The following is a 25,808-nucleotide window of genomic DNA, read 5'->3' as shown; positions in this document are numbered from 1 at the left end:
GCGGTTCAGGCCTCCTCGGAACCGGCGAGGTGGCCGAAGTCCCGGTCCGGGGGCGGCGGGCCGCCAGGCGCCGTGTCGAGCCCGTAGTGCTGGTAGAGCCGGAGTTCCTGCTCGGGGGAGAGGTGCTTGCCGACGCCGAAGTCGGGGGCGTCCTTGACGAGTGCGCGGTCGAAGGGGAGGTGCAGCGCCCCCTCGACCAGTTCACCGGGCTCCAGCGGGACGAAGACGTCGTGGCTGAAGAGGCCGGTGCGTATGGCGGCCCACTCCGGTTCGCCGGTGGCGTCGTCGAGGTAGACCTCGTCGACGGTCCCGATCTTGGCTCCGGTGCGGTCGAAGGCCTTGCGGCCTATGAGGTTGCGCGGGTCGATGTCGGTCTGCACGTGCCCCTCCAACTGATCGCAACAACTGGGCGCATTCGTCCGTCGACTCCACGAAAGAGCACAATGGTGAATACGGCCACTTGAGCGAGGCCTCCGGGAGGGGCGCTGGTAGGCTGGCAGTTGGCTGTCGACCCCGCGCGGGAGAGTCCCCAAGGCAGGAGCGGGGGCGCCGAAGGAGCAAATCCTCCCCGGAATCTCTCAGGCACCCGTACCGCGCGGACGAGGTCACTCTGAAAAGCAGGGCGGAGGCGAAGGTCTCCGCGCTCACCGACGGTGAAAGCCGGGGCGTCCTCGGGCGGACCGGTGAAGCTCTCAGGTCGATGACAGAGGGGGAGGCCGATCGGGCGCCACCGCCGTGGTGCCCCCGAAGGTCGCACACGACCAGGAGGCCTCCGAGATGACCCGTATTCCGCTCTCCCAGCTCGAACAGGGCACGCCCTTCGCGCAGCGCCACATCGGCCCCGACGCCGAGGCCTGCGCCAAAATGCTCGCCCAGGTCGGATACGGCTCCCTCGACGAGCTGACGGCCGCCGCGGTCCCCGACGTGATCAAGAGCGCCGAGGCACTCGCACTGCCGGGCGCGCGCACCGAGCCCGAGGTGATCGCCGAGCTGCGCGCCCTTGCCGACCGCAACCAGGTCCTCGGTTCCATGATCGGCCTCGGCTACTACGGCACCTTCACCCCGCCGGTCGTGCTGCGCAACGTCATGGAGAACCCCGCCTGGTACACGGCCTACACCCCGTACCAGCCGGAGATCTCCCAGGGCCGCCTGGAGGCCCTGCTGAACTTCCAGACCATGGTCGCCGACCTCACGGGCCTGCCCACCTCCGGGGCCTCGCTGCTCGACGAGGGCACCGCCGCCGCCGAGGCCATGGCGCTGTCCCGGCGGGTCGGCAAGGTGAAGAACGGCGTCTACCTGGTCGACGCCGATGTGCTCCCGCAGACCGTCGCGGTGCTGCAGACCCGCGCCGAGCCGACCGGCGTCGAGGTGATCGTCACCGACCTGTCCGAGGGCATCCCGGCCGAGGCCGCCGAGCGCGGGATCAGCGGTGTGCTGCTGCAGTACCCGGGTGCCTCCGGCGCGGTGCGCGACATCCAGGCTGTCGTCGCCGAGGCGCAGGAGGCCGGCGCCGTCGTCACCGTCTGCGCCGATCTGCTCGCCCTGACGCTGCTCAAGTCGCCCGGCGAGCTGGGCGCCGACATCGCGGTGGGCACCACCCAGCGCTTCGGCGTCCCGATGGGCTTCGGCGGCCCGCACGCCGGTTACATGGCGGTCCGCGAGAAGTTCGCCCGCAGCCTGCCGGGCCGCCTGGTCGGCGTCTCCGTGGACGCCGACGGCAACAAGGCCTACCGGCTCGCCCTGCAGACCCGCGAGCAGCACATCCGCCGCGAGAAGGCCACCAGCAACATCTGTACGGCGCAGGTGCTGCTCGCCGTGATGGCCGGGATGTACGCGGTCTACCACGGCCCCGAGGGGCTGCGCACGATCGCCGCCCGCACCCACCGCTACGCCACCGTGCTCGCCGCGGGCCTCCGCGCGGGCGGCCTGGAGCTGGAGCACACCGCGTACTTCGACACCCTGACCGTGCGGGTCCCGGGCCGGGCCGCGGCCGTGACCGAGGCCGCCCGCCGCGGCGGGGTCAACCTCCACCTCGTCGACGGCGACCGCGTCTCGCTGGCCTGCGACGAGACCACCAACCGGGCCCAACTCGCCGCCGTATGGGAGGCCTTCGGGGTCGAGGGCGACATCGAGGCGCTGGACGCCGAGGCGGCCGACACCCTGCCCGAGGGGCTGCTGCGCACCGACGACTACCTGAGCCACCCGGTCTTCCACGAGCACCGCTCGGAGACCGCGATGCTGCGCTACCTGCGCAAGCTCGCCGACCGCGACTACGCGCTCGACCGCGGCATGATCCCGCTCGGCTCCTGCACCATGAAGCTGAACGCGACCACCGAGATGGAGCCGGTCACCTGGCCCGAGTTCGGCGCGCTGCACCCCTTCGCCCCCGCCGACCAGGCCGAGGGCTATCTGACCCTCATCCGCGAGCTGGAGGAGCGCCTCGCCGAGGTCACCGGCTACGACAAGGTCTCCCTCCAGCCGAACGCCGGCTCCCAGGGCGAGCTGGCCGGACTCCTCGCGGTGCGCGCCTACCACCGGGCCAACGGGGACGAGCAGCGCACGGTCTGCCTGATCCCCTCCTCCGCGCACGGCACCAACGCCGCCAGCGCCGTGATGGCGGGCATGAAGGTCGTCGTCGTGAAGACCTCCGAGGACGGTGAGATCGACGTCGAGGACCTGCGGGCCAAGATCGAGCAGTACCGCGAGCAGCTCTCGGTGCTGATGATCACCTACCCCTCGACGCACGGCGTCTTCGAGGAGCACGTCGCCGACATCTGCGGGGCCGTGCACGAGGCGGGCGGCCAGGTCTACGTGGACGGCGCGAACCTCAACGCGCTCGTCGGCCTCGCCAAGCCCGGCCACTTCGGCGGCGATGTCTCGCACCTCAACCTGCACAAGACCTTCTGCATCCCGCACGGCGGCGGCGGCCCCGGCGTCGGCCCGGTCGGCGTCCGCGCGCACCTCGCCCCGTACCTGCCGAACCACCCGCTGCAGCCCGCGGCCGGACCGCAGACCGGTGTCGGCCCGATCTCCGCCGCCCCCTGGGGCTCGGCGGGCATCCTGCCGATCTCCTGGGCGTACGTCCGCCTCATGGGCGGGGAGGGCCTCAAGCGCGCCACCCAGGTCGCCGTGCTGAGCGCCAACTACATCGCCAAGCGGCTCGAACCGCACTTCCCGGTGCTCTACACCGGCCCCGGCGGACTGGTCGCGCACGAGTGCATCATCGATCTGCGCCCGCTCACCAAGGCCACCGGGGTCTCCGTGGACGATGTCGCCAAGCGGCTCATCGACTACGGCTTCCACGCGCCGACCATGTCCTTCCCGGTCGCGGGCACCCTGATGATCGAGCCCACCGAGAGCGAGGACCTCGCCGAGCTGGACCGCTTCTGCGAGACCATGATCGCGATCCGGGCCGAGATCGAGAAGGTCGGCTCCGGCACCTGGCCCGCCGACGACAACCCGCTGCGCAACGCCCCGCACACGGCGAGCGCCCTCGCGGGCGACTGGGAGCACGCCTACAGCCGCGAGGAGGCGCTCTTCCCGACCGGGGTCAGCGCCTCGGACAAGTACTGGCCGCCGGTCCGCCGCGTCGACCAGGCCTACGGCGACCGCAACCTGGTCTGCTCCTGCCCGCCGCTGGACGCCTACGAGGACTGAGCCCTCGGGGCGGTGACGCACAGGCAACGGCCTCGGGCCGGACCGGAATCGCTCTGGTCCGGCCCGAGGCCTGTTGTGCCGTGGTGTCCGGGCCGCTTCAGGCGGCGGTGACCACCCGGCCCGCCGCGAGCGGGCGGTGCGGGGCGATGACCTTGCCGTCGGGCAGCAGCTCGCCGGTGTCCTCGAACAGCAGCACGCCGTTGCACAGCAGACTCCAGCCCTGTTCGGGGTGGTGGGCCACCGGCAGCGCGGCCTCCCGGTCGGCGGAGTCTGCGGACGGGCAAGCTGGCTGGTGCTGGCACATGGCTGGGATCTCTCGGTGCGTCGTGGTGTCTGTCCTGCGGCTCGATTCGGTGCTCATGCCGCCCCCCGTGATGTGTGTAGGTCAGTCCCAGTGTTGCCCTGCGGGCGCGGATCCGCAGGTATTTCCCACCAGCACCCGTCACAGGTTGGTGACGCATCACCCAGGTGGGCGGTTGCGCCCAACAGGACCGTCCCTTCGGGGGGTTCGCCCCTGGTCACATCGGGCCATGCGCGGGCGTGCCCGGGTCAGGCGGTGGTGCGCAGCAGCGGGGCGTGGCCCAGTCGCAGGGTGAGCACCGGCAGCAGATCGGCTACCTGGTACGGGCGGCCGGCGGCGATGCCCGTGGGCGCCGGGGCGAGCGGGATGAGCAGGTCGGAGGGGGCCGGGGTGCCCTCGGCGGGGTCGGCGGCGCAGTCGCCGTGCAGCCACAGGGTGAGCATGTACAGCTCGGGTACCGAGAGCAGCCGTACCTGGTGGGGTGCCGCCTGGGCGTCGGCCTGCCGCAGGGCCTGCTCCGTGGAGGTGACGTACGGGCCCTCGAAGAAGTGCGAGAAGGCCCAGCCGTCGGGTGTCAGGCGGGTGTCCGCGGCGGCGACCATCCGCTCCCCGGATCTGATGAGGAAGCGCCAGCCCGCGAGCCGGGAGGGCAGCTCCTCGCCCTGGGCCACCCGGTCGAGCACGTGCAGGGGCAGCGGGAGTTCGGGTGCGAGCGGGCCCTGGGCGGACTTCAGCGCGGGGGTGTGCGCCTCGTGGATGGCGGTGGGCGAACCCAGCGCGGTCAGGACACAGCGCAGGGCGGGCGCCGGAGCAGGGGGCACGTGCAGGGCCATGGTGGGTCGCCTCTCGGTCGGAAGGCACAGGGAAACTGAGGCAGGGCGGACGGCGCTGTCAGCTCTCGGGGCCGGAGGCGGGAGGGCTCGCGTGATCCGCGGGGCACCAACTCCTCGCCTCGTTCGCGAAGTTTATACGAGCCTTCTCGGGGCCGCGTTTCCACTAGCCGCCCCTGTGAATGCGTGCAAGGCCGTATTCAGCCGGTGTCGACCTGGAATGACCGGTTATTCAGGACCGGGAGCCGAGGTGGACCGGTCTTCTTTGTCGGTGCGGGACGGCTGGATATCGACCCAGCCTTTCGCCTTCCGCGTCCGGGGCGGCCACCGAAATGTGTCGGGGTCGTATGCCCGGGGAATGTGCTCTCGGTCACCATAGCGCCCCGATCAGCTGCGGCGGGGCTTGTCGATCACCTTACCGGGCATCATCATCCCTGACACCGCGGCCGGGATCTTTGGGCTGCCCGATCGAGGAGGGAAGCTTCGATGGGCGAGAAGGTCGAGGCGGAGGTGCAGGGTCTTGACGACCGGCGCGAGTACCGCAGGAAGCTGCGGGAGTGCCTGCTGGTGCTGGAGCGGATGCTGGCCGGGGAGAGCTTCGACAGGCCCAGGAACATGATGGGTCTGGAGATCGAGCTGAATCTCGTGGGGGCGGACGGGATGCCCCGTATGCGCAATGCCCAAGTCCTGGAACGTATCGCCAGCAAGGATTTCCAGACCGAGCTGGGAATGTTCAATCTCGAAGTGAACGTCGCACCGCACCGGATGGCCGGCCGGGTACTCGACCGGCTGGCCGAGGAGTTGCGTACCTCACTCGCGTATGCCGACCGGAAAGCGGGCGAAGTCGACTCCGAGGTCCTGATGATCGGAATTCTCCCGACCCTGTCCCAGGACGATCTCGTCTCCGCGAATCTCTCCGACGTGGACCGCTACACACTCCTCAACGATCAGATCGTCGCGGCCCGCGGCGAGGATTTCCAACTGGAAATCGACGGGGTGGAGAGCCTCAGCTGCACCTCCTCCTCCATCGCGCCCGAAGCCGCCTGCACCTCCGTGCAGTTGCACCTGCAGGTCACCCCGGAGCGCTTCCCCGAGGTGTGGAACTCCGCCCAGGCCCTGGCGGCGGCCCAGATCGCCATCGGGGCCAACTCGCCCTTCCTCTTCGGCCGCGAGCTGTGGCGGGAGTCCCGGCCGCCGCTGTTCCAGCAGTCCACGGACACCCGGCCGGAGGAGCTGCGAACCCAGGGGGTGCGGCCCCGGACCTGGTTCGGCGAGCGGTGGATCGATTCCGCGTACGACCTCTTCGAGGAGAACGTGCGCTACTTCCCGCCGCTGCTGCCGATCTGCGACGAGGAGGATCCGCGGTCCGTCCTGGAGTCGGGCGGGACGCCGAAGCTCGGCGAACTCGTGCTGCACAACGGCACCGTGTACCGCTGGAACCGCCCGGTCTACGACGTCGCCGACGGGCGGGCCCACCTCAGGGTGGAGAACCGGGTGCTGCCGGCGGGCCCCACGGTGGCGGACGTGGTCGCGAACACCGCCTTCTACTACGGCGCCATCCGGGCGCTCGCCGAGGACGCGCGGCACCTATGGTCGAGGCTGCCCTTCGAGGCCGCGGCCGCCAACTTCGAGGCGGCGTGCCGGTTCGGCGTCGAGGCGGAGTTCGACTGGCCGCGCCGTGGGCGGCACGGCGGCACGATCCGGATCCCGGCCGTGCGGCTGATCGAGGAGGAACTGCTGCCGCTGGCCTCGGCCGGGCTCGACGCCTGGGGTGTCGAACCCGCCGACCGCGACCTCTACCTCGGCATCATCGAGGAGCGCTGCCGGCGCCGGGTCAACGGCGCCTCCTGGCAGGCCGCCACCTACCACCGGGCGCGCGAGAGCGGACTCGACCGGCCCGCCGCCCTGGCCGCCATGACACGGCGGTACGCGGAGCTGATGCGGCTCGGCGAGCCCGTGCACACCTGGCCGGTGGAGGTGCCGGCGCCCGTACTGCCCCGGAACTGACCGGGCTGCCGGGAGCCGCTCCGCGCCGCGGAGTTGACCTGGCGCCGCCCGGTACCGCGGAGTTGACCTGCCGCCGCCCGGGAGCCGACCCGTACCGCGGAGCTGACCCGACTGCCCAGGCGTCGACCCGGGCCGCCCCGGAGCCGAGGCGGCGCCCGCGCGGCGGCGGGTGGCGGTCGCACAGCGCGGGCGCCCGGGATCCCGGGCGCCCGCGGAGGGTCATCGGTGAGACGAGGCCGTCATCGGCGGGGCGGCGGCCTCACTGCTGGGCCTTGATACCCGCTTCCATGATCGCCTTGAGGATGACCGAGTTGATCTTCGAGGGGTCCTCGACCTCGTGGCTGGAGCCGTGGGTGGCCTCGGCTATCTGCGCCGCGTCGTCCTTGTCCGCGTCCGGGCCGATGGTCAGCATGATGACGGGCACCGGCTTGCCGGGCTTCGCCAGGACCGCCAGCCTGCGCAGCAGCGCGGAGCGGGAGAGCTCGCCGGTGTCGTTGCCCCCGTCGGTGACCACGATGACGGTGTTGAACTTCCCGTCGACGTAGTGGGAGGTGGCGTCCTTGTAGGCGGCGAGCACGGTGTCGTACAGGCCGGTCTCGTCGGTGTCCTCCGGGGCGAGCTTCTCGTACCCCGCCTCCAGGTCCTCGACATGCGACTTGGTGATGCGCTTGGTGTCGACGATCTTGCGGTAGTCGCGGTCGCCGTCGAGGTCGGAGGCGAAGTCCCACAGGCCGATCTCGTCCTCGCCCTCGCTGAAGGTCTTCAGGCCTTCGCGCAGGGAGTTCTTCATCAGCGACATCCGGGAGCCGCCCAGCTCCGGGACCATGTCGGCCATCGAGGAGGAGGCGTCGATCACGGTGGTCAGGCGGGCGCTCTGCGCCGTGATGGTCCAGATGCCCAGCGACTCCTGGATCTCCCCGGGGCTCGGCTGCTCGCCGTCGCTGTCGTCGTAGGGCTGCGGGGAGCGGCCGCCCGCCGCCGTCACCAGCTCGGCGGAGGGCTCGTCGGCGTTGGTGCGGAAGCCGTGCTCGTGCAGGATCCGCTTGCCCTCCTGCTCGCCGAGGAGCGTCATGAAGCGCAGGGCGGCGCGCGACTCGTCGGTGCTCATCTCGGATTCGTCGATGAGAGTGTACGGGTAGTCGAGCTGCGGCGAGCCGTCCTTGGGGTAGAAGAGGCTCAGATCGCCGCCGGTGCCCTTGGACTTGGTGTTGTGGGTGAAGGAGGCCTGCTCGGAGAGGACGAGCGCGTCGTTCCCCTTGCCCTGCCCGTCCCGCGCCAGCGAGTCGGCGGCCGTGGTGTCGCCCGCGGCGATGTGCTTCTGGATCGCCCCGGCCACCTCCACTCCGCGGCTGCGGCCGTCCCCGCCGTCCGGCGCGGCGCCCAGCTCGGTGAGGGCCAGCAGCCCGGTCGCGCTGAGCGAGGGGTTGGCCGTGCCGACATGCGCCTTGTCGCCCTTGATCGCGACTTCCGCCAACTCGTCCCAGGAGTACGTCTTCTGGGGCCAGCCGAGCTTGTCGGCGGCGGAGGGCACCGCGGCCACCGCCAGCGGGGTCGAGGCGACGTTGCCCGCGGTGGTCAGCGGCGAGGCGGCACCGGAGTCCGAGGTGCCCTGCACCCACATCTGGGAGTCGGGCACCCAGACGTCGAAGCCGGTGTTCTTGCCCATCCGCAGCAGCCCGGCGGTCTTGAAGGAGTCCTGGGAGACCACCTTGATGTCCATGCACCGGCCGTCGGAGGTGATCTCGTTCTCGCGCGAGTAGTCCGCGGCGGCCTGCAGGGCGGGCGCCATGTCGGGCGAGGCCGCGACGCTCAGCCCGACCGCGTCGTCCTCGCACGAACTCCCGGACAGCCAGCCCCCGGAGTAGGCGACCGCGCCGCCGGCGGTCACCGTGAGCACCAGAACCGTGGCGATCGCCACGGCGCGGCGCCGAACGCCCGGATGTGGCTGTGTTGCTTCCGGCCCGTACTCTTCGGGCAGGTTGTGACGTCCCATGGCGTTGCCTTCGCTCTCCTGGCCAAACTCTCAGTCGCGTAGCGCCGACAGGGGGACAGGGGCGCCGGGACGGCGGTTTTCCTCGACCTGTCGTACGCGATCTTCGCAAGTCTGTTCGCGAGAGTAGCGGGATCGGTCCGGGGAATGAGGGCGGATTACTCAACTGGAGGCAGGAGTGCAGTCGCAGGCGGGTCCCGTGGCCGAAAATATCCCTTTTGACGGGCGGTCACGAAGAGTCCTGCGGGACGAAACACTGCTCGTGCTCGGGCTGTCACTCGGTGCGAGCGGCGTGTCCGCGCTGGTCAGCTTCGTGGGCTCGCTGACCAAGCCGGGCGGTCTCAAGGACCAGGCGGCCACCCTCAACGCCTCGGCCGCGCCGGGCCGTCCGTGGCTGGACCTCGCCTGGCAGCTCTTCGGAATCGCCACCGCTCTGGTGCCCGTCGCGCTCGTCGCGCACCTGCTGCTGCGCGAGGGCGGCTCGCTGCGGAGCATCGGCTTCGACCGCACCAGGCCCTGGCCCGATCTCGCCCGCGGAGCCGCCGTCGCCGCGGTGATCGGCAGCACCGGCATCGCCTTCTACCTCGCCGCGCGCGGGCTCGGTTTCAACCTCACCGTGGTGCCGGAGGACCTGCCGGACGTGTGGTGGAAGTACCCGGTGCTCATCCTGTCCGCCGTGCAGAACTCGGTGCTCGAAGAGGTCATCGTGGTCGGCTATCTGCTGCGCAGGCTCCAGCAGTTGGGCTGGTCGCCCGCCGCCTCGCTGGCGGCGAGTTCGGTGCTGCGCGGCTCGTACCACCTCTACCAGGGCATCGGCGGCTTCCTCGGCAACATGGTGATGGGCGCGGTCTTCGTGCTCCTGTACCGGCGCTGGGGACGCGTCGGCCCGCTGGTCGTCGCGCACGCGCTGCTCGACATCGGCGCCTTCGTGGGCTACGGACTGCTCGCCGGCCGGGTGGACTGGCTGCCGACCGCCTGAGTCCGGCCCTGGCGGGGCAGTCCACCGCGACCCGGGCTCAGGCGAGCAGTTCCCCGTCGACGACGGTGACCGCGCGGCCCGTCAACCGCACGCGCGCACCGCTCAGTTCGGTCGCCACCAGACCCGAGCGCGGCGAGGCCTGGAGCCCGGTGAGCCGGTCGCTGCCGAGGCGCGGGGCCCAGAACGGCGCGAGGGCGGTGTGCGCGCTGCCGGTGACGGGGTCCTCGTCGATGCCGATGCGGGGGAAGAAGCAACGCGAGACGAAGTCGTAGCCGCACTCCGGGGAGGCGGCCCGGGCGGTGGCGATGACCCCGCGTTCCGAGTGCGCGGCGAGCGCCCGGTGGTCGGGCCGCAGCGCGTGCACCGTGGCCTCGTCGGCGAGTTCGACGAGCAGATCGCCCACCTGCGGTCCGGTGTCGTACACGGAACGGGGCGCCGCGCCCAGCGCCTCGGCCAGCCCCTCGGGCGCGGGCACCTCGGTCAGCGGGGCCGCCGGGAAGTCCATCGCGTAGGAGCCGTCCGGCCGGGCGGTGGCCAAGAGCACGCCGCTGCGGGTGGCGAAGCGCACGGTGCTGGTGGCGGCGCCGGTGCCGAACAGGATGTGGGCGGTGGCGAGCGTGGCATGCCCGCACATGTCCACCTCCGCGGCGGGGGTGAACCAGCGCAGCCGCCAGTCGGCCTCCTCGCCCCCGCCCGGGTGGGCGAAGGCGGTCTCGGAGAGGTTGACCTCGGCGGCCACCCGCTGCATCCAGTCGTCCGCCGGGAAGGCGTCGAGCAGGACGACCCCGGCCGGATTCCCGGCGAAGGGACGGTCGGTGAAGGCGTCCACGATACGAATCCGCATACGCACGACGCTAGGTCGCGGGCCGGAGGCCGGCCAATGCCAATCGGGGGTCGGTGGCCTGGTCCTCGGGGGCCGGCGGGGGCCGACGGGGGCGGAAGGGCCTGGGTGTGCGCTGCGAACTCGCGGATTGTGTGGGCGAGTTCGGCCGGTAGGGGGACGGCCCGAGGTCGGTACGTGGACGGGCTTCGCGTGGGCTGGCTGTCCGTGGACGGGCTTCGCAGGCGCGGGGTGCCTGTGGACGGGCTTCGCGGACGCGGGGTGCCTGTGAACGGGCTTCGCGTGCGCGGGGCGCTCGATGGGCCGGGCCCCTGGCGGGTGATCAGCTCAGACGGCGAGGCGTCGGGGCAGGGCGTCCGCACGTCCGTAGGAGAGCACCCGGGCGAGCGCCTCCCGGAACCGGGCGAGGTCGTCGGCCGGTGCTTCGATCACGGCTTCGATGACGGCCTCGATCTGGCTGTCGTCCACGCGCAGGTCCTCCAGCGCCGCCGGGTCCAGCGAGACGCGGAGGACGGCGCCCGTCAGCACGGCCTCGCGCACACAGCCGTAGGCCGTCCCTCCTCCCGCCGTGACCAGGCAGTACGTGTCCATCCCCAGGGCCACCTCCTGACCGTCGGGCTCCTCCGCCCCCGCCAGGAACACCAGCAGGAAGCCGCTTCCGTCCTCCCCTTCGGCGAGAGCGGCCTGGGTGAAGCGGCCGTCGGGGTCGCTCTCGGTGGCGGTGGCGCGGGCGGTGAACCGGTATGTCATTCCGGCGTTCTATCAGCGCCGCCTTCGGGGCCCTGAGCGGGGGACTTCGGGGGCGGTCGGTCTAGGTGCGCCGTCGTGGGTCGGGCTGACCTGTGGCAGTGATCGCCCGGTGACCGAAATGAACGGTTGGACTGGCTGCGCGAGGAGCTGCGATGTGGCCCAGGAGGTATTCGACGAGCTGACGGGCAAGGAGGCGACTGCGAGAAGGCGTTCTCCGAGGCCCTGGAAGCCGTTCAGGAGACATGGGCGAAGCCAGAAAGAAGAGATCGACACCGTGGAGGCCACGGTGAGAACTGGGACGCCCCGGCTCGGCGTCCTCGTCCCCGCAAGAGCCAGCTCCTGATCAGTGACGCGACGCCGGCGTCCATGACCGTGGGTGGAGAGCGAGTCTGGGATTTGGCGTACCGGGGCGGCGCAGGGCTCTGCCCTACTCGTAGCGGGTGGCGGCGCGGAGGGCTCGGGCCATGAAGGTCCAATCACCATCGGGCGGGATCTGCTCACCTGCGTTCTTGTACGCGCCCGGGGAGTCGTGCACCCATGCGGCAAGCGCTTCCAGGAAGTCGTCCAGGGTGCTGTTCTCCCACTCGTGGCCCCGGGCACGGAACTCCTGGTGCAGATCGCGCAGCAAGGCGACCAGCTCTTCACGGCTACGCGGTTCGGGAGACATCGACGACAACGTACCCCTTACGACCGCGAGGGGAACCCAGCGGCTAATCCCGGTCGAACCCGTCGGCAAGGCGGCTTTCGACGGAGGCCGGTACACGGGTTCACCGGCTCACGGCTCCCGGAATCCACGAGCCTGCACGCTTCACCCTCAGCAGGACGACACCAGGCCAAGGGTCGGCCTCTGCTGACACCGACGGCCGAGTAGTCACTCTTCGCCGACGTAAGGCGGCTTTGAGCAGCCATCCCTGTCAATCGATCAACGATCACTGTCTCAGTCACCGGCCCGAGAGGCCAAGCGTCTTGCCGTACGACAGTCTCCGATATATCGTTGAGGCATCGCGAGCGATACGCGAGCGGTTTCCGAAGCGAAGAACGAAGAAGAAGGAAAGGGTGGGTGAGCGAGATGCGTTCCCACGGCCACGGACATGGAAGAGAGCACTGCGGACCGGCGCATCCGGGCAGTGAGGGGTTCGAGAGCAGGCGCGCCGCCTTCGGTCCCTTCGGGCCGGGGTTCGGCGGGCCCGGGCCCTGGGGCGGGCGCGGCGGCCGGGGCGGTCCCCGGGGCCGGGCGCGCCGCGGTGATGTGCGGGCCTCGATCCTGGCTCTGCTCGGCGACCGGCCGATGCACGGCTACGAGATGATCCAGGAGATCGCCGAGCGCAGTGGTGGCGCGTGGAAGCCGAGCCCCGGCTCGGTCTATCCGACGCTGCAACTCCTGGAGGACGAGGGCCTGATCCGCAGCGAGTCGGAGGGTGGCAAGAAGCTCTTCGCGCTGACGGAGGAGGGTGCCACCGCCGCCGCGGAGGGACCCGAGGCGCCCTGGGAGGAGGCCGGCCGCGGAGTCGACTGGGAGACCGTCAACGAGATCCGCCAGGCGGGCTTCGGTCTCATGGAGGCCTTCGGCCAGGTCTGGAAGACCGGCAGCAAGGAGCAGCGCGACAAGGCGGTCGGTGTGCTCAACGAGGCGCGGAAGAAGCTGTATCTGATCCTCGCCGAGGACAGCTGACCGGCAGGCCCCCTGCACCCCGGCTGGACCGGGGTGGCAAGGGGGCTCGCGCGTCCATGGGGGAGATGTCCCGGGATCTCATCCCCAAGGAGGAGGAGCGGCACGGGGAAGGCCAACCATGGCGGGAGGCGGAAATGCTTCCCGCAGCCGACGATTCGGCCCGCACCGGCTGATGAGGTGGGAAACGTGCAATCCCGCATACCGTATGAGACCCCGGACGGCAGTCCGCGAGCCGCCTGGCCTGGTGCCCCGCTCACCGTGGAGCTGACGGCGGCGCTCACCGGTGCGCGCCGCAGAGCGGCCCGGGACCGCGACCGGGAGACGGACACGGCCCATCTGCTGCACTCCCTGCTCGAATCCGACCCCGAGGTGCGCGCCGTCTTCGGCGGCGCCCGGGTGGTCAAGCTGCTCGGCTATCTGGTGCAGCGCAGCATCGGCTACGGACTGCGGTGGCAGGGCGCGGCCGAGAGCACCGGTTCGCCGCCGGTGGCCGGGAGTTCGGGGTTCTCCGCCGCGGCGGCGCGTGCGCTGGAGGCGGCCGCGGTCCGCGCGGTGGGCCGGGGCGCCCCGGCCGCCGACGGGCTCGATCTGCTCGCCTCCCTCGCGGCGGACCCCGACTGCCGGGCCGTCGAGGTGCTGCGGCGCTCCGCCTTCCGCGCCGCCGAAATCCGGGCCCGGATCGAGGCGGTGCGCGCGGGCAGCGCCCGGGGCGAGGAAGTGGGCAACTGAGGCCGCCGCGCGGGGACTTGGCGGCGCCGACCGGCTGACGTACCGCCCGGGGCCGTGACGGGCCCGGCGCGTCAGGAGTATGGGGCGTGACGCTCATGACGAGTCCTGTCATCATGTGGCGGTGCCCACGACAAAACCCGAGACGACCGGCGTACGCGGCCGGGGTCTCGCCCTCGCCCTCGTCTCGGCCTGCGCCTTCGGCGGCTCCGGGGTCGCGGCCAAACCGCTGATCGAGGCGGGCCTGGACCCGCTGCACGTGGTGTGGCTGCGGGTGGCCGGCGCCGCCCTGGTCATGCTGCCGCTCGCCTGGCGGCACCGCGCCCTGGTGCGGAGGCGGCCGGTGCTGCTCGCCGGGTTCGGCCTGCTCGCCGTCGCCGGGGTCCAGGCCTGCTACTTCGCCGCGCTGTCCCGTATCCCGGTCGGGGTGGCGCTGCTCGTCGAGTACCTGGCGCCCGCGCTGGTCCTCGGCTGGGTGCGGTTCGTGCAGCGCAGGCCGGTGACCCGGGCCGCGGCGGTCGGCGTGGTGCTCGCGGTCGGCGGCCTCGCCTGCGTGGTGGAGGTGTGGTCGGGGCTCGGCTTCGACGCCTTCGGGCTGCTGCTCGCCCTCGGCGCGGCCTGCTGCCAGGTCGGGTACTTCGTCCTCTCCGACCAGGGCGCCGCGGACGACGGCACCGAGGCCCCGGACCCGCTCGGCGTCATCGCCTACGGACTGCTCGTCGGCACCCTCGTCCTCACGGTGATCGCCCGGCCCTGGGAGATGGACTTCGCGGTGCTCGCCCGGCAGGCGGAGATGGACGGCAGCGCGGTGCCCGCGGGTGTGCTGCTCGCCTGGATCGTCCTGGTGGCGACCGTGGCCGCCTATGTCACCGGGGTGCTCTCGGTGCGGCGGCTGTCCCCGCAGGTGGCGGGAGTGGTCGCCTGCCTGGAGGCGGTGATCGCCACGGTGCTCGCCTGGGTCCTGCTCGGCGAGCGGCTGTCCGCACCGCAGGTGCTCGGCGGGATGGTGGTCCTTGCCGGCGCCTTCATCGCCCAGTCCGCCACCCCGGCCAAGGCCTCCCCGGAACCGGTGCTCGGCTCGCTGCCGGGGTCCCTTCCGGAGGTTCCCGAGGGGCCGGGTGCCGGGGAAGCGGGTGCCCGGTCCGGGCAAGTGGACGCCGAGGACGGGGAGTTGGCGGGTACGGAGGAATCCGCCGCCGGTGCCGAAGTGCCGGGTGCCGCGGAGCCGGGCGTCCCGCTGTCGCGTGCCGTGGAGCCGGGTGCCGGGACGGAGCCCCGCGGTGGCGCTGTCGTACCCGGGTCGTAGAATCCGGCGCATGCACGCACGCGCGCTCGTTCTGCCGCCTCCGGCCCGCTGAGGCGGGCCTCGACGAACCGCCCGACACAGGGGCTTCTCGTCCCGATCATGCTGGGCTCGCGGGGGCCGGTCTCGCACCTCGCTCCCTGAGCCGGACTGATCCGTACGGAAGACCCGTGGCCGGGCCAGTCGGTGCTGCCCGCGGAAGTCGTCCCGGGGACCTGAGGACAGGTCCCGCTTCAGAGCTTCTGCGAAGTGCGGAGAACACGCGTGACCACCACTGCTCTCACCGGCCTGCCCGTCGGGCGCGGCCTGCTCTATCTGATCGTCGCCGGAACCGCCTGGGGGACCGCGGGCGCGGCCGCGAGCCTGCTGTTCGCGGCCGGTGACCTCGGGCCGCTCGCCCTCTCCTTCTGGCGCTGCGCGGGCGGCCTCCTGCTGCTGCTCGCCGTCCGCGCGCTGACGCCCCGGCGGGCCCGGCCGGTCCTGCCGCGGCGTACCCGGCTGCTGCGCGGCGCCGTCACGGGCGCCGCGCTGGCCCTCTTCCAGACCGCGTACTTCGCCGCCGTGGAGTCCACCGGCCTCGCGGTCGGCACCGTGGTCACCCTCGGAGCCGGGCCCGTGCTCATCGCCCTCGGCGCCCGCCGGGTGCTCGGGGAACGCCTCGGCCGGGCGGGCGGTGCCGCGGTCGCCGGGGCGCTGGCCGGGCTCGCGGTCCTGGTGCTCGGCGACGGCGGCGGCACCGTGCGCCCGGCGGGGGTCGCCCTCGCGGTGCTCTCCGCCGCCGGGTACGCGGTGATGACCCTGCTGACGCGCTGGTGGGGCCGCGACGGCGGGGCCGATCCGGCGGCGACGCTGTGGACCTTCGCCTTCGCCGCGCTCGCCGTGCTGCCCCTCGCCCTGCTGGAGGGCCTGACGGCGCACACCGCCCGGCCCGGCTACGTCCTCGCCCTGCTGGTCTACGTGGCGGCGGTACCCACCGCCCTTGCCTACGCCCTCTACTTCGCGGGCGCCGCGGTGATCCGTTCGGCCACGGTCTCCGTGATCATGCTGCTCGAACCGGTCAGCGCGGCCGTACTCGCGGTGACCCTGCTCGGCGAGCGGCTCTCCTGGGCGACGCTCGCGGGGACGGTGGTGCTGCTCGCCGCGGTCGCCGGTCTCGCGGCGGCCGAGAGCCGGGGCACCGACTCGCCCGCAGCGGGCGGCAGTTGAGACCCGGCGGACGGCCCTTCCCGAGCGGCCGGACGTACTCCGTAGCGGCCGGACGTATTCCGTCGCGAGGCGTACGGTGCGTACCCCTCCTGGTTCGCACGGGTAGGTACCCCAGCCCGCCGCGCAAGGCCGTGCCCCCGCCCGGCGTGCAAGGCGCGCTTCCGCCCGGCTCGCAAGACGCGTGCTCCCGCCCGGCGTGCACCGGGCGGGGGCGCCGCTCAGCCGACCGTCCGCTCAGCCGGCCATCCGTTCCAGGTAGTCCGGCACCGCGGTTGTCTCCGGGAGGTCGGCGGCGGGCACCGGTGTCCCGTAGGCGGTGCGCACCGGGAGGACGCCGCTCCAGTGCGGCAGGGTCAGGTCCTCGGGGTCGTCGACGGGGTCGCCGGTGCGGGTCTTGAGCGAGACCTCGGCGAGGTCGAGGGCGAGGACCGCGGTGGCGGCCAGTTCCTTGGCGTTCGCGGGGCGGGAGTCGGCGCTGCGGCCGGGGGTCACCTGGTCGACGAGGGCGTTCAGGGCGCGGCGGCGCTCCTGCTCGTCCAGGACCGGCACGGCCCGGCCGTGCACCATCACCGAGCGGTAGTTGATCGAGTGGTGGAAGGCGGAGCGGGCGAGGACCAGGCCGTCGACATGGGTCACGGTCAGGCAGACCTCGATGCCCTCCGGTTCGCCCTGCGCGGTGCGCAGCGGGCGCGAGCCGGTGGAGCCGTGGAGGTAGAGCCGCTCGCCTACCCGGGCGAAGAGGGTGGGCAGGACGACGGGCGCGCCGTCGCGGAGGAACCCGAGGTGGCAGAGGACGGCCCCGTCGAGCGCGGCGTGCACCGACTCCCGGTCGTAGGAGGCGCGTTCGCGGGCGCGGGTGGGGACGGTGCGCGCGGTGGGGGCGTAGGCGGGGCTCTCCGGCATGGGGGACTCCTCGGGGGCGCTGGTACGGTCTTGCGCTCGGCATTGCACTAGTACATAGTGTTCTTTGTGCTAGGAGAGTATCCGATCCATGGTGACGGAGCCCAGGGGATTTCCCGCAGCATCGAGGAGGCGGTGGGCCGCGGCGCGCTGCGGCCCGGTGAAGTCCTGCCGCCGATCAGGGAGTTGGCGACCCGGCTCGGGGTGAACCCGAACACTGTCGCCGCCGCCTACCGGGGCCTGCGGGAGCGCGGGGTGGTGGAGACGGCCGGGCGGCGCGGAACCCGGGTGCGGTCCAAACCGGCGAGCACCCCGCGCGAGAACCTGCGGGTCGAGGTGCCCGCCGGGGTACGGGACCTCTCGCTCGGCAATCCGGATCCCGCCCTGCTGCCCTCGCTGGCCGGGGCCTTCGCGAGCGCCGCCCGGGCCGCGGACGCCCGCCCCGTGCTCTACGGCGAGGAGGCCGTCGATCCCGAACTGGCCCGCAGGGCAGCGGAGTCGTTCGCCGAGGCGGGGGTGCCCGAGGCGCCCGTCGCGGTCACCTCGGGCGCGCTCGACGCGATCGAGCGGGTGCTCCAGGCGCATCTGCGGCCGGGGGACGCGGTCGCCGTCGAGGACCCCGGCTGGGAGAGCCTGCTCGATCTCGTACCCGCGCTCGGGCTGCGCGCCGTCCCGGTCGCGCTCGACGACGAGGGCCCGCTGCCCGAGGCGGTGGACCGGGTCCTGCGCGCGGGCGTCCGGGCGGTCCTGGTGACCGACCGCGCGCAGAATCCGACCGGCGCCGCGCTCACCGCCCGGCGCGCGGCCGAGCTGCGGGAACTGCTCGGCGGCGACCCCTCCCTCCTGCTCGTGGAGGACGACCACGGGCACGGCATCGCGGGGCTGCCGCTGCATCCGCTGGCCGGCGCCACCCGGCACTGGGCCCTGGTCCGCTCCACGGCCAAGGCCTACGGACCCGATCTGCGCCTCGCCGTGCTCACCGGCGACGAGCTGACCATGGACCGGGTCCGCGGCAGGCAGCGGCTCGGCCCCGGCTGGGTGAGCAGGCTGCTGCAGGGCGCGGTCGCCCGGCTCTGGGCGGAGGGGTCACCGGACCTGGACCGGGTCGCGCGGGCCTACGGCGAGCGCCGGGGCGCACTCCTCGACGCGCTGGCCGCCCGCGGGATCACCGGCCACGGGGCGAGCGGTCTGAACGTCTGGCTGCCGGTGCCGGACGAGACCGCCGTGGTCGCCCATCTGCTGCACGCGGGCTGGGCGGTGGCCCCTGGCGCCCGCTACCGCCTCGGCAGCGGACCCGGCATCCGGATCACCACCGCGGAACTCACCGCCGCGGAGGCGCAACCGCTGGCCGAGGCGGTGGCGGCGGTACTCGGTCCGGTCCCGGGGCGCCGGTACGTGTGAGGTGGGGCGGGGGAGGGGGCGGGTCGGCAGGGCGCGCCGAGTCCGGGTCGAGGCCGGAAGCCGCCGGGCCGGAGCCGGAGCCGGGACGCCGCTGAGCTGCGGAACTGCCGGGCCGAATACGGAAGTTGCCGAGCCGGGAGCCGGGAGCCGGGAGCCGGGAGCCGGGAGCCGGAGCCGCAGCCGGGACGCCGCCGAGCTGCGGAACTGCCGGGCAGAACACGGAAGTTACCGAGCTGGAGCTGGAGCTGGAGCTGGAGCTGGAGCTGGAGCCCCGCCGGGATACCGCCGACCCGGAGCCGCCGGGAAGGCGTGCCCGGAGCCGCGCCCGGCGGTGATCGCGGCGGTGCGCTCAGCCCGCTGTCGCCGACCCCGACCCCGACCCCGCCCCCGATTCCGCTGCCGCCGCGACCAGCCCCGCCATCACCCGGGTGTCCTCGCCCATCTCCGGGTGCCACTGGACGCCGAGTGCCCAACTGCCGGGCAGCTCAAGGGCCTCGACGGTGCCGTCCTCGGCGTGGGCCGAGGGGAGCAGCCCGGCGCCGAGGCGGTCCACCGCCTGGTGGTGGTAGGTCGGCACCGCGGTCTGCTCCGGGACGAGCTGCGCGTACCGGGTGCCCGGGACCGGCTTCACGCTGTGCTCGGCGAAGACGCCGAGGCCGCCGGTGTGCCCGTCCAGGTGCTGCACCAGGGTGCCGCCGCGGGCGACGTTCAGCAGCTGCATGCCCCGGCAGATCCCGAGCAGCGGGGTGCTGGCGGCCAGGGCCGCGTCGATCAGGGCGAGTTCCCAGGCGTCGCGCAGCGGGGCGGGCGGTCCGGTGCGCGGTCCCGGCTCGGCGCCGTAGCGGCGGGGGTCGACGTCGGCGCCGCCCGCGACGACCAGGCCGTCCAGCCGGGCGACCGCCTCGGTGGCGAACGCGGGATCGTCCGGCGGGAGCAGCGCGGCGAGGCCGCCCGCCGCCTGGACCAGCCGCGGATAGCCCTCCGGCAGCAGGGCGGCGGGCAGCTGCCACACCCCCCAGGCGGCCGGGTCCAGATAGGTCGTCAGGCCGATCAGCGGCTTGGGCACGGCGCGTTCTCTCCTTCACCTCGGTCGTCGCGGACGGCGCGGTGCCGCCCCGGCCCGGGGCGGCGCGACACCACGCGCCCTCAGTCGCGTTCCAGCTCGGCCTCGGCCGCCGCCAGGGCGGCGAACTCCTCCTCGGGGGCGCTCGCCACCAGATGCCGCCGACTGTAGAAGGCGAAGTAGGCGAGCGCGATCGCGTAGACCCCGAGCGCCATGAAGGCCGCCTCCTTGTCCACCAGGAAGGTCGCGAGCAGGGCGGACAGCGCGAGCAGGAAGGCGAGCGTGGAGGTCAGCTTCCCGCCGGGCGTGCGGTAGGGCCGCGGCAGCTCGGGCTCGCGGATTCGCAGCACCAGATGGGAGAGGGCCATCAGGGCGTACGAGATGGTCGCGCCGAAGACCGCGATGTTCAGCATCCGGGCGCCGTTGCCGGTGCCCGCGGCGAGCGCGAAGCCGATCGCGCCGGGGATGAGCAGGCCGAGGTAGGGGGACTTGCGGCGGCTGGTCAGGGAGAGGAACCGGGGCAGGTAGCCGGCCCGGGAGAGGGCGAAGAGCTGGCGGGAGCCCGCGTAGATGAGGGAGAAGAAGGAGGCGACGAGCCCGGCGAGGCCCGCGTAGTTGACGAACCGGCTCAGGGCGGTGGCCTCGCCGTCCCCCTGGAGGGCGACGACCAGCGGATTGCCGGCGTCCTTGAGGGCGTTCGAGCCGTGGGCGCCGGTCGCGGCGAAGAAGGTCAGCACGGCGAGTCCGGCCAGGATGAGCATGGCGAGCGAGAGCGCGCGCGGCATCGAGCGCACCGGGTCCTTCGCCTCCTCGGCGGCCAGCGGCACGCCTTCGACGCCGAGGAAGAACCACATGCCGAAGGGGAAGGCCGCCCAGATGCCCATCAGGCCGAACGGCAGCCAGGAGCTCGCGCCGAAGTCGCCCCCGGCCGGGATGTCGTCGAGGCCGCCCGCGTCGAACTCGGTGAAGGCGCCGACCGCGAAGATCAGCAGGGCCGAGACCGCGATGGCGGTGACCACCAGGCTGAAGCGGAGCGCCTCGCCGACGCCCCACAGGTGGATCCCGATGAAGATCGCGAAACAGGCCAGATAGACGGGCCAGCCCGAGGTCAGCCCGAAGAGGTTCAGCGATTCGACGTAGTCGCCGATGAAGATGGAGATGGCCGCGGGGGCGAGGATGTACTCGATCAGGATCGCGGTCCCGGTGAGGAAGCCGCCCCAGGTGCCGAGCGCCCGGCGGGCGAATCCGTAGCCGCCGCCCGCCGTGGGCAGGATCGCGGAGAGTTCGGCGAGGGAGAAGACCAGCGCCGCGTACATGATGCCCATCAGCAGGGTGGCGATGGCGAGGCCGCCGAAGCCTCCCTTGGCCAGGCCGATGTTCCAGCCGGAGAAGTCGCCCGAGACGACGTAGGCCACGCCGAGTCCGGTCAGCAGGAGCCAGCCCGCGCTGCCGCGCCGCAGGGTCCGCCGCCCGAGGTAGTCGTCCGTCGCGGCGTTCCCCAGTGAGGTTTGTGGCCCCGAGGTGTCTTCCAGCTTCATGGCAGCAGAGCTCCTGCGTAGTGCCCAATGGAATGGATCCATACCTTTGCGGCGGCGCCCGGAGAACGCAAGGCCCTGGCGTAACTTTCGGGTAAACCGGCGGTGTTCCGCCCGGCGGCCGGTGCCGTCCGCTCAGGTCAGGAAGCCGCGCAGCAGGGCGGCCGTGCCCGCGCAGTGCTCGCGCATCACCTCGCGGGCGGCGTCCGCGTCCTGGTCGAGCACCGCCTCGACGAGCACCGTGTGCTGGTGCTGGGAGTGCTCCAGGTTCCGTACGAGCAGCGGGATGCAGTCGAGCAGGTCGTTGACCCGGGCGCGGACGGCTGCGTACTGGGCGGTCAGCGAGGGCGAGCCGGCGAGTTCGGCCAGCGTCAGGTGGAAGAGCGTGTCCTGGCGGCGGTACTCCTCCAGCGGGGCGTCGCCGGTGGACCGCAGCGCCGAGCGCAGCCGCGCGGCCCCTTCCCCGGTCAGCCCGTGGGCGGCGCAGAGCCCGGCCGCCCCGGACTCCAGGACCTCGCGGAAGCGCAGCAGGTCCTCGACGTCGACCTCGGCGGTCCTGCGCCGCAGCTCCTCCTCGCCCGGGGTGCGCTCGCGCTGGAGCACGAAGGTGCCGCCGTACCGGCCGCGGCGGCCCTCGACCAGGCCCTGCTCCTGGAGCACCTTCAGCACCTCGCGCAGGGTGACCCGGCTGATGCCCATCCGCTCGGCCAGTTCGCGTTCCGCGGGCAGGCGCGCCCCGCCGGGCACCAGGCCGAGACGTATGACCTGGAGGATCTGCTCCAGCGCCTCCTCGAAGCCGCTGCCCGCGCGCACCGGGCGCAGGACCGGCGCGAGAGGGTCGCCCGGGCCGGCGGAGGACGCGGCGAACGGGTCGGCGGATCCGCTCTTCTTCGTCACCTTGCGGTTTCCCCTTCCCAAGCAATGGTCTTCGGCAATACCTTATGGCTTCCGGCAGGCCGAAGGAGGAGCTTTCCCGTGGCAGACCGTAAACCCCCGCTGAGCGTCGAGGCACTGCGCGCCCTCGTCGCCGGCGGCGAGATCGACACCGTCGTCCTGGCCTTCCCCGATATGCAGGGGCGGCTCCAGGGCAAGCGGTTCGCCGCCCAGTTCTTCCTCGACGACGTACTGGAGCACGGCACCGAGGGGTGCAACTACCTGCTCGCCGTCGACACCGAGATGAACACCGTCGAGGGCTACGCCATGTCCTCCTGGGAGCGGGGCTACGGCGACTTCGCCATGCGCCCCGACCTGGCCACCCTGCGCAAGGTCCCCTGGAACGAGGGCACCGCCCTGCTCGTGGCCGACCTCGCCTGGAACGACGGCGGCCCGGTGGTCGCCGCCCCCCGGCAGATCCTCCGCCGCCAGCTGGACCGGCTCGCCGACCTCGGCCTCAGCGCGCACGTGGGCACCGAGCTGGAGTTCATCGTCTTCAAGGACACCTACGAGCAGGCCTGGGACGCGGGCTACCGCGGCCTGACCCCGGCCAACCAGTACAACATCGACTACTCCGTGCTCGGCACCGGCCGCATCGAACCGCTGCTGCGCCGCATCCGCAACCAGATGGCGGCGGCCGGTCTCACCGTGGAGTCCGCGAAGGGCGAGTGCAATCCCGGCCAGCACGAGATCGTCTTCCGCTACGACGAGGCCCTGACCACCTGCGACCAGCACGCCGTGTACAAGACCGGCGCCAAGGAGATCGCCGCCCAGGAAGGCGTCTCGCTGACCTTCATGGCGAAGTACGACGAGCGCGAGGGCAACTCCTGCCATATCCACCTCTCGCTCCAGGACGCCGAGGGCCGCAACGCGATGGCGGGCGAGGGCCCGGAGCCGATGTCCCCGCTGATGCGGCACTTCCTGGCTGGACAGCTCGCCGCCCTGCGCGACTTCTCCCTGCTCTACGCCCCGAACATCAACTCCTACAAGCGCTTCCAGCCCGGCTCCTTCGCCCCGACCGCGGTGGCCTGGGGCAACGACAACCGCACCTGTGCGCTGCGGGTCGTCGGGCACGGGGCCGGCACCCGCTTCGAGAACCGGGTGCCCGGCGGTGACGTCAACCCCTACCTCGCCGTCGCGGGCATGGTCGCCGCCGGCCTCTACGGCGTCGAGCACGAGCTGGAACTCCCCGAGGCCTGCGCGGGCAACGCCTACACGGCCGACTACGCGCACGTACCGACCACCCTGCGCGAGGCGGCCGAGCTGTGGCAGAACAGCGCGCTCGCCAAGGAGGCCTTCGGGGACGAGGTGGTCGCCCACTACGCCAACATGGCGCGGGTCGAGGTGGAGGCCTTCGACGCCGCGGTGACCGACTGGGAGCTGCGCCGCTCCTTCGAACGACTGTGAGGCCCCGCGTGTCGCAAGAGCACCACGTACGGAACCCGGCCACCGAGGAGATCATCGCGACGGTCCCGGCCACCGGGGCCGCCGAGGTCGACGCCGCCGTCCGGCGGGCCGCCGCCGCCCAGCGCCGGTGGGCCGCCGCGGCGCCCGCCGACCGGGCCCGGCTGCTGCGCCGCTTCGCCGAGGTGGTCGGCGCGCACCAGGAGGAGCTGGCCCTGACCGAGGTCCGCCAGGCGGGCCACACCCTGGGCAACGCCCGCTGGGAGGCCGGGAACGTCCGCGACCTCCTCGACTACAGCGCCGGGGGAGTGGAGCGGCTCAACGGCCGCCAGATCCCGGTGCCCGGCGGCCTCGACGTCACCCTCCTCGAACCCCTCGGCGTGATCGGCGTGATCGCCCCGTGGAACTTCCCGATGCCGATCGCCGCCTGGGGCACCGCTCCCGCCCTCGCCGCGGGCAACGCCGTCCTCCTCAAGCCGGCCGAGACCACCCCGCTCACCGCGCTGCGGCTCGCCGGACTCGCCCTGGAGGCGGGCCTGCCCGAAGGGCTCTTCCAGGTGCTGCCGGGCGCGGGGGACATCACCGGGAACGCCCTGGTCGAGCACCCCGGCGTGGCGAAGATCGTCTTCACCGGCTCCACCCGGGTCGGCAAGCAGATCATGGCCCGGTGCGCGGACCGGGTGAAGCGGGTGACGCTCGAACTGGGCGGCAAGAGCCCCAACATCGTCTTCGCCGACGCCGATCTGGAGGCCGCGGCCGCCGCCGCCCCGATGTCCTTCCTGGACAACGCCGGACAGGACTGCTGCGCCCGCAGCCGCATCCTGGTGCAGCGCGAGGTCCACGACCGCTTCCTCGAACTCCTCGCCCCCGCGCTGCGGGAGATCGTCGTCGGCGACCCCGCGGACGAGAAGACCGAGATGGGCCCGCTGATCTCCCGGGCCCAGCTGGAGCGGGTGCGCTCCTACGTACCGGACGAGCTGCCCGGCATCCGCGGCACCGCGCCCGGCGGACCCGGCTTCTGGTTCCCGCCGACGCTGCTCACCGGTCTCGACGCCGAGGCGCCCGCCGCGGTCGAGGAGATCTTCGGCCCGGTGGCCGTCCTGATCCCCTTCGAGGACGAGCAGGACGCGATCCGACTCGCCAACGCCACCGAGTACGGCCTCGCGGGCTCGGTGTGGACCCGGGACGTGGGCCGCGCGCTGCGGGTCGCGGGCGGGGTCCGGGCCGGGAACCTCTCCGTCAACTCGCACTCCGCCGTCCGCTACTGGACGCCCTTCGGCGGCTACCAGCAGTCCGGCCTCGGCCGGGAGCTGGGCCCCGACGCCCTGACCGCATTCACCGAGACCAAGAACATCTTCCTCAGCACGGAGGCCTGAACCACCATGACCGACACCCCTGCCACCGAGACCTCGGTGAGCCGCCGCCTCATCGGCCGTACCGCGGTCGTCACCGGTGCCGGCAGCGGCATCGGCCTCGCCACCGCGCGGCGGTTCGCCGCCGAGGGCGCCCGCGTCGTCTGCGCCGACATCGACGAGACGGCGGGCAAGGCCGCCGCCGAGGAGGTCGGCGGGCTCTTCGTCCGGGTCGACGTCACCGACGCCGAGGAGGTGGAGGCCCTCTACAAGGCCGCCTTCGACGCGTACGGCAGCGTCGACATCGCCTTCAACAACGCGGGCATCTCGCCCCCGGAGGACGACTCCATCCTCACCACGGGACTGGAGGCCTGGAAGCGGGTGCAGGAGGTCAACCTCACCTCCGTGTACCTGTGCTGCAAGGCGGCCCTCCCCTATATGCGGCGCCAGGGCAAGGGGTCGATCATCAACACCGCCTCCTTCGTGGCGGTGATGGGGGCGGCGACCTCGCAGATCTCCTACACCGCCTCCAAGGGCGGGGTGCTCGCCATGTCGCGCGAACTCGGCGTGCAGTTCGCCCGCGAGGGCATCCGCGTCAACGCGCTCTGCCCGGGCCCGGTGAACACCCCGCTGCTCCAGGAGCTGTTCGCGAAGGACCCCGAGCGCGCCGCCCGCCGCCTGGTGCACATCCCGGCCGGACGCTTCGCCGAGGCCGAGGAGATCGCCGCCGCGGTCGCCTTCCTCGCCAGCGACGACGCCTCCTTCGTCAACGCCACCGACTTCCTGGTCGACGGCGGCATCGCGGGGGCGTACGTCACCCCGGTGTAGCGCGCCCGGTCGCGGCGGACCGGTGCGGGGGGGCGGGGGGGCGCCCCCCCCCCCCCCCCCCCCCCCCCCCCCCCCCCCCCCCCGGGCGGCCCCCCCCCCCCCCCCCGGGCGCGCCGAGGGGCGGAACGCG

General features: G+C 72.7%; 22 protein-coding genes and 1 riboswitch. Of the genes, 11 read left to right on the top strand and 11 right to left on the bottom strand.

The annotated features are described in order from the left end of the window. Window positions 1-5 precede the first annotated feature (5 nt). Entirely contained in the window at window positions 6-380 is a 375-nt protein-coding gene (locus tag HFV08_RS27770) for a PRC-barrel domain-containing protein (protein ID WP_312885856.1), read from the bottom strand. A gap of 128 nt (window positions 381-508) precedes the next feature. Continuing rightward, a riboswitch (glycine riboswitch) is annotated at window positions 509-604 on the top strand. Between the two features lie 173 nt (window positions 605-777). On the opposite strand from HFV08_RS27770, the gene gcvP reads away from it, so the two are divergent. Then, window positions 778-3,657 carry an aminomethyl-transferring glycine dehydrogenase gene (gene gcvP / locus HFV08_RS27765; protein WP_168543206.1) on the top strand — a complete coding sequence of 960 codons (2,880 nt, stop codon included), beginning with the start codon at window positions 778-780 and terminating at the stop codon, window positions 3,655-3,657. Between the two features lie 97 nt (window positions 3,658-3,754). Here the strand turns inward: gcvP and HFV08_RS27760 are convergent, their stop codons facing one another. After that, window positions 3,755-3,961 carry a DUF5999 family protein gene (locus HFV08_RS27760; RefSeq protein ID WP_040255175.1) on the bottom strand — a complete coding sequence of 69 codons (207 nt, stop codon included), beginning with the start codon at window positions 3,959-3,961 and terminating at the stop codon, window positions 3,755-3,757. Between the two features lie 245 nt (window positions 3,962-4,206). Continuing rightward, window positions 4,207-4,791 (bottom strand): hypothetical protein, encoded by a 585-nt coding sequence (locus tag HFV08_RS27755; protein WP_168543205.1) that lies wholly within the window; start codon window positions 4,789-4,791, stop codon window positions 4,207-4,209. A 483-nt stretch (window positions 4,792-5,274) separates the two neighbouring features. Here HFV08_RS27755 and HFV08_RS27750 point away from each other — a divergent pair, with 483 nt between their 5' ends. Then, window positions 5,275-6,795, top strand: a complete 1,521-nt coding sequence (locus HFV08_RS27750; RefSeq protein ID WP_168543204.1) for a glutamate-cysteine ligase family protein — start codon at window positions 5,275-5,277, stop codon at window positions 6,793-6,795. A 259-nt stretch (window positions 6,796-7,054) separates the two neighbouring features. On the opposite strand, the gene HFV08_RS27745 is transcribed toward HFV08_RS27750, so the two are convergent. Next, window positions 7,055-8,713 (bottom strand): substrate-binding and VWA domain-containing protein, encoded by a 1,659-nt coding sequence (locus HFV08_RS27745; protein WP_312885855.1) that lies wholly within the window; start codon window positions 8,711-8,713, stop codon window positions 7,055-7,057. Between the two features lie 250 nt (window positions 8,714-8,963). Between HFV08_RS27745 and HFV08_RS27740 the strand changes: the two genes are divergently transcribed. Next, complete coding sequence (locus HFV08_RS27740) at window positions 8,964-9,764, top strand: CPBP family intramembrane glutamic endopeptidase (RefSeq protein ID WP_168543202.1); 801 nt, start codon at window positions 8,964-8,966, stop codon at window positions 9,762-9,764. A gap of 37 nt (window positions 9,765-9,801) precedes the next feature. On the opposite strand, the gene HFV08_RS27735 is transcribed toward HFV08_RS27740, so the two are convergent. The 3 genes from HFV08_RS27735 to HFV08_RS27725 form a co-directional block, all read right to left on the bottom strand. Next, the gene (locus tag HFV08_RS27735; protein ID WP_168543201.1) at window positions 9,802-10,608 is read right to left on the bottom strand and encodes a PhzF family protein; all 807 of its coding nucleotides are present in this window, start codon (window positions 10,606-10,608) and stop codon (window positions 9,802-9,804) included. Between the two features lie 324 nt (window positions 10,609-10,932). Further along, the gene (locus HFV08_RS27730) at window positions 10,933-11,355 is read right to left on the bottom strand and encodes an Imm10 family immunity protein (protein ID WP_168543200.1); all 423 of its coding nucleotides are present in this window, start codon (window positions 11,353-11,355) and stop codon (window positions 10,933-10,935) included. 427 nt (window positions 11,356-11,782) lie between these two features. Further along, entirely contained in the window at window positions 11,783-12,022 is a 240-nt protein-coding gene (locus HFV08_RS27725) for a DUF7660 family protein (RefSeq protein ID WP_168543199.1), read from the bottom strand. 402 nt (window positions 12,023-12,424) lie between these two features. Between HFV08_RS27725 and HFV08_RS27720 the strand changes: the two genes are divergently transcribed. From HFV08_RS27720 to HFV08_RS27705, 4 genes are all read left to right on the top strand, one after another. Then, window positions 12,425-13,027, top strand: coding sequence for a PadR family transcriptional regulator (locus HFV08_RS27720; RefSeq protein WP_168543221.1), 603 nt, complete (start codon window positions 12,425-12,427; stop codon window positions 13,025-13,027). A gap of 186 nt (window positions 13,028-13,213) precedes the next feature. Then, window positions 13,214-13,756 (top strand): peptidase, encoded by a 543-nt coding sequence (locus HFV08_RS27715; RefSeq protein ID WP_376770741.1) that lies wholly within the window; start codon window positions 13,214-13,216, stop codon window positions 13,754-13,756. Between the two features lie 121 nt (window positions 13,757-13,877). Further along, a complete protein-coding gene (locus HFV08_RS27710) occupies window positions 13,878-15,059 on the top strand; it encodes an EamA family transporter (RefSeq protein ID WP_312885854.1) in 1,182 nt (393 codons plus the stop codon). 261 nt (window positions 15,060-15,320) lie between these two features. Continuing rightward, entirely contained in the window at window positions 15,321-16,262 is a 942-nt protein-coding gene (locus tag HFV08_RS27705; protein WP_168543197.1) for a DMT family transporter, read from the top strand. Between the two features lie 234 nt (window positions 16,263-16,496). On the opposite strand, the gene HFV08_RS27700 is transcribed toward HFV08_RS27705, so the two are convergent. Continuing rightward, window positions 16,497-17,165 (bottom strand): pyridoxamine 5'-phosphate oxidase family protein, encoded by a 669-nt coding sequence (locus HFV08_RS27700; protein WP_168543196.1) that lies wholly within the window; start codon window positions 17,163-17,165, stop codon window positions 16,497-16,499. Window positions 17,166-17,231: 66 nt separating this feature from the next. Here HFV08_RS27700 and HFV08_RS27695 point away from each other — a divergent pair, with 66 nt between their 5' ends. After that, entirely contained in the window at window positions 17,232-18,563 is a 1,332-nt protein-coding gene (locus HFV08_RS27695; RefSeq protein WP_168543195.1) for an aminotransferase class I/II-fold pyridoxal phosphate-dependent enzyme, read from the top strand. Between the two features lie 349 nt (window positions 18,564-18,912). Here the strand turns inward: HFV08_RS27695 and HFV08_RS27690 are convergent, their stop codons facing one another. From HFV08_RS27690 to HFV08_RS27680, 3 genes are all read right to left on the bottom strand, one after another. Then, window positions 18,913-19,629 carry a gamma-glutamyl-gamma-aminobutyrate hydrolase family protein gene (locus tag HFV08_RS27690; RefSeq protein ID WP_168543194.1) on the bottom strand — a complete coding sequence of 239 codons (717 nt, stop codon included), beginning with the start codon at window positions 19,627-19,629 and terminating at the stop codon, window positions 18,913-18,915. A gap of 80 nt (window positions 19,630-19,709) precedes the next feature. Continuing rightward, a complete protein-coding gene (gene eat, locus HFV08_RS27685) occupies window positions 19,710-21,164 on the bottom strand; it encodes an ethanolamine permease (protein WP_168543193.1) in 1,455 nt (484 codons plus the stop codon). 132 nt (window positions 21,165-21,296) lie between these two features. Then, window positions 21,297-22,058: a FadR/GntR family transcriptional regulator gene (locus HFV08_RS27680; protein WP_168543192.1), complete on the bottom strand. Its 762-nt coding sequence runs from the start codon at window positions 22,056-22,058 to the stop codon at window positions 21,297-21,299. 78 nt (window positions 22,059-22,136) lie between these two features. Here HFV08_RS27680 and HFV08_RS27675 point away from each other — a divergent pair, with 78 nt between their 5' ends. Genes HFV08_RS27675 through HFV08_RS27665 form a run of 3 tightly spaced genes read left to right on the top strand, consistent with a single transcriptional unit; the run spans window position 22,137 to window position 25,678 of the window. After that, window positions 22,137-23,501 carry a glutamine synthetase family protein gene (locus HFV08_RS27675; protein WP_168543191.1) on the top strand — a complete coding sequence of 455 codons (1,365 nt, stop codon included), beginning with the start codon at window positions 22,137-22,139 and terminating at the stop codon, window positions 23,499-23,501. An 8-nt stretch (window positions 23,502-23,509) separates the two neighbouring features. Then, on the top strand, window positions 23,510-24,874 hold the full coding sequence (locus tag HFV08_RS27670; RefSeq protein WP_168543190.1) for an aldehyde dehydrogenase family protein: 1,365 nt from the start codon (window positions 23,510-23,512) through the stop codon (window positions 24,872-24,874). 6 nt (window positions 24,875-24,880) lie between these two features. Continuing rightward, complete coding sequence (locus HFV08_RS27665; protein ID WP_168543189.1) at window positions 24,881-25,678, top strand: 3-oxoacyl-ACP reductase; 798 nt, start codon at window positions 24,881-24,883, stop codon at window positions 25,676-25,678. Window positions 25,679-25,808 lie beyond the last annotated feature (130 nt).

The organism is Streptomyces physcomitrii (assembly GCF_012273655.1).
GTDB lineage: Bacteria > Actinomycetota > Actinomycetes > Streptomycetales > Streptomycetaceae > Streptomyces > Streptomyces physcomitrii.
Note: the sequence above shows the minus strand (reverse complement) of the source record. Positions and strands in the feature narration are given on the sequence as shown.

Excerpts from the sequence above, each read along its gene's own strand:
- gcvP (WP_168543206.1), top strand. The coding sequence starts at position 778 with ATGACCCGTATTCCGCTCTCCCAGCTCGAACAGGGCACGCCCTTCGCG.
- HFV08_RS27760 (WP_040255175.1), bottom strand. The coding sequence starts at position 3,961 with ATGTGCCAGCACCAGCCAGCTTGCCCGTCCGCAGACTCCGCCGACCGG.
- HFV08_RS27755 (WP_168543205.1), bottom strand. The coding sequence starts at position 4,791 with ATGGCCCTGCACGTGCCCCCTGCTCCGGCGCCCGCCCTGCGCTGTGTC.
- HFV08_RS27750 (WP_168543204.1), top strand. The coding sequence starts at position 5,275 with ATGGGCGAGAAGGTCGAGGCGGAGGTGCAGGGTCTTGACGACCGGCGC.
- HFV08_RS27735 (WP_168543201.1), bottom strand. The coding sequence starts at position 10,608 with ATGCGGATTCGTATCGTGGACGCCTTCACCGACCGTCCCTTCGCCGGG.
- HFV08_RS27730 (WP_168543200.1), bottom strand. The coding sequence starts at position 11,355 with ATGACATACCGGTTCACCGCCCGCGCCACCGCCACCGAGAGCGACCCC.
- HFV08_RS27725 (WP_168543199.1), bottom strand. The coding sequence starts at position 12,022 with ATGTCTCCCGAACCGCGTAGCCGTGAAGAGCTGGTCGCCTTGCTGCGC.
- HFV08_RS27720 (WP_168543221.1), top strand. The coding sequence starts at position 12,425 with ATGCGTTCCCACGGCCACGGACATGGAAGAGAGCACTGCGGACCGGCG.
- HFV08_RS27700 (WP_168543196.1), bottom strand. The coding sequence starts at position 17,165 with ATGCCGGAGAGCCCCGCCTACGCCCCCACCGCGCGCACCGTCCCCACC.
- eat (WP_168543193.1), bottom strand. The coding sequence starts at position 21,164 with ATGAAGCTGGAAGACACCTCGGGGCCACAAACCTCACTGGGGAACGCC.
- HFV08_RS27665 (WP_168543189.1), top strand. The coding sequence starts at position 24,881 with ATGACCGACACCCCTGCCACCGAGACCTCGGTGAGCCGCCGCCTCATC.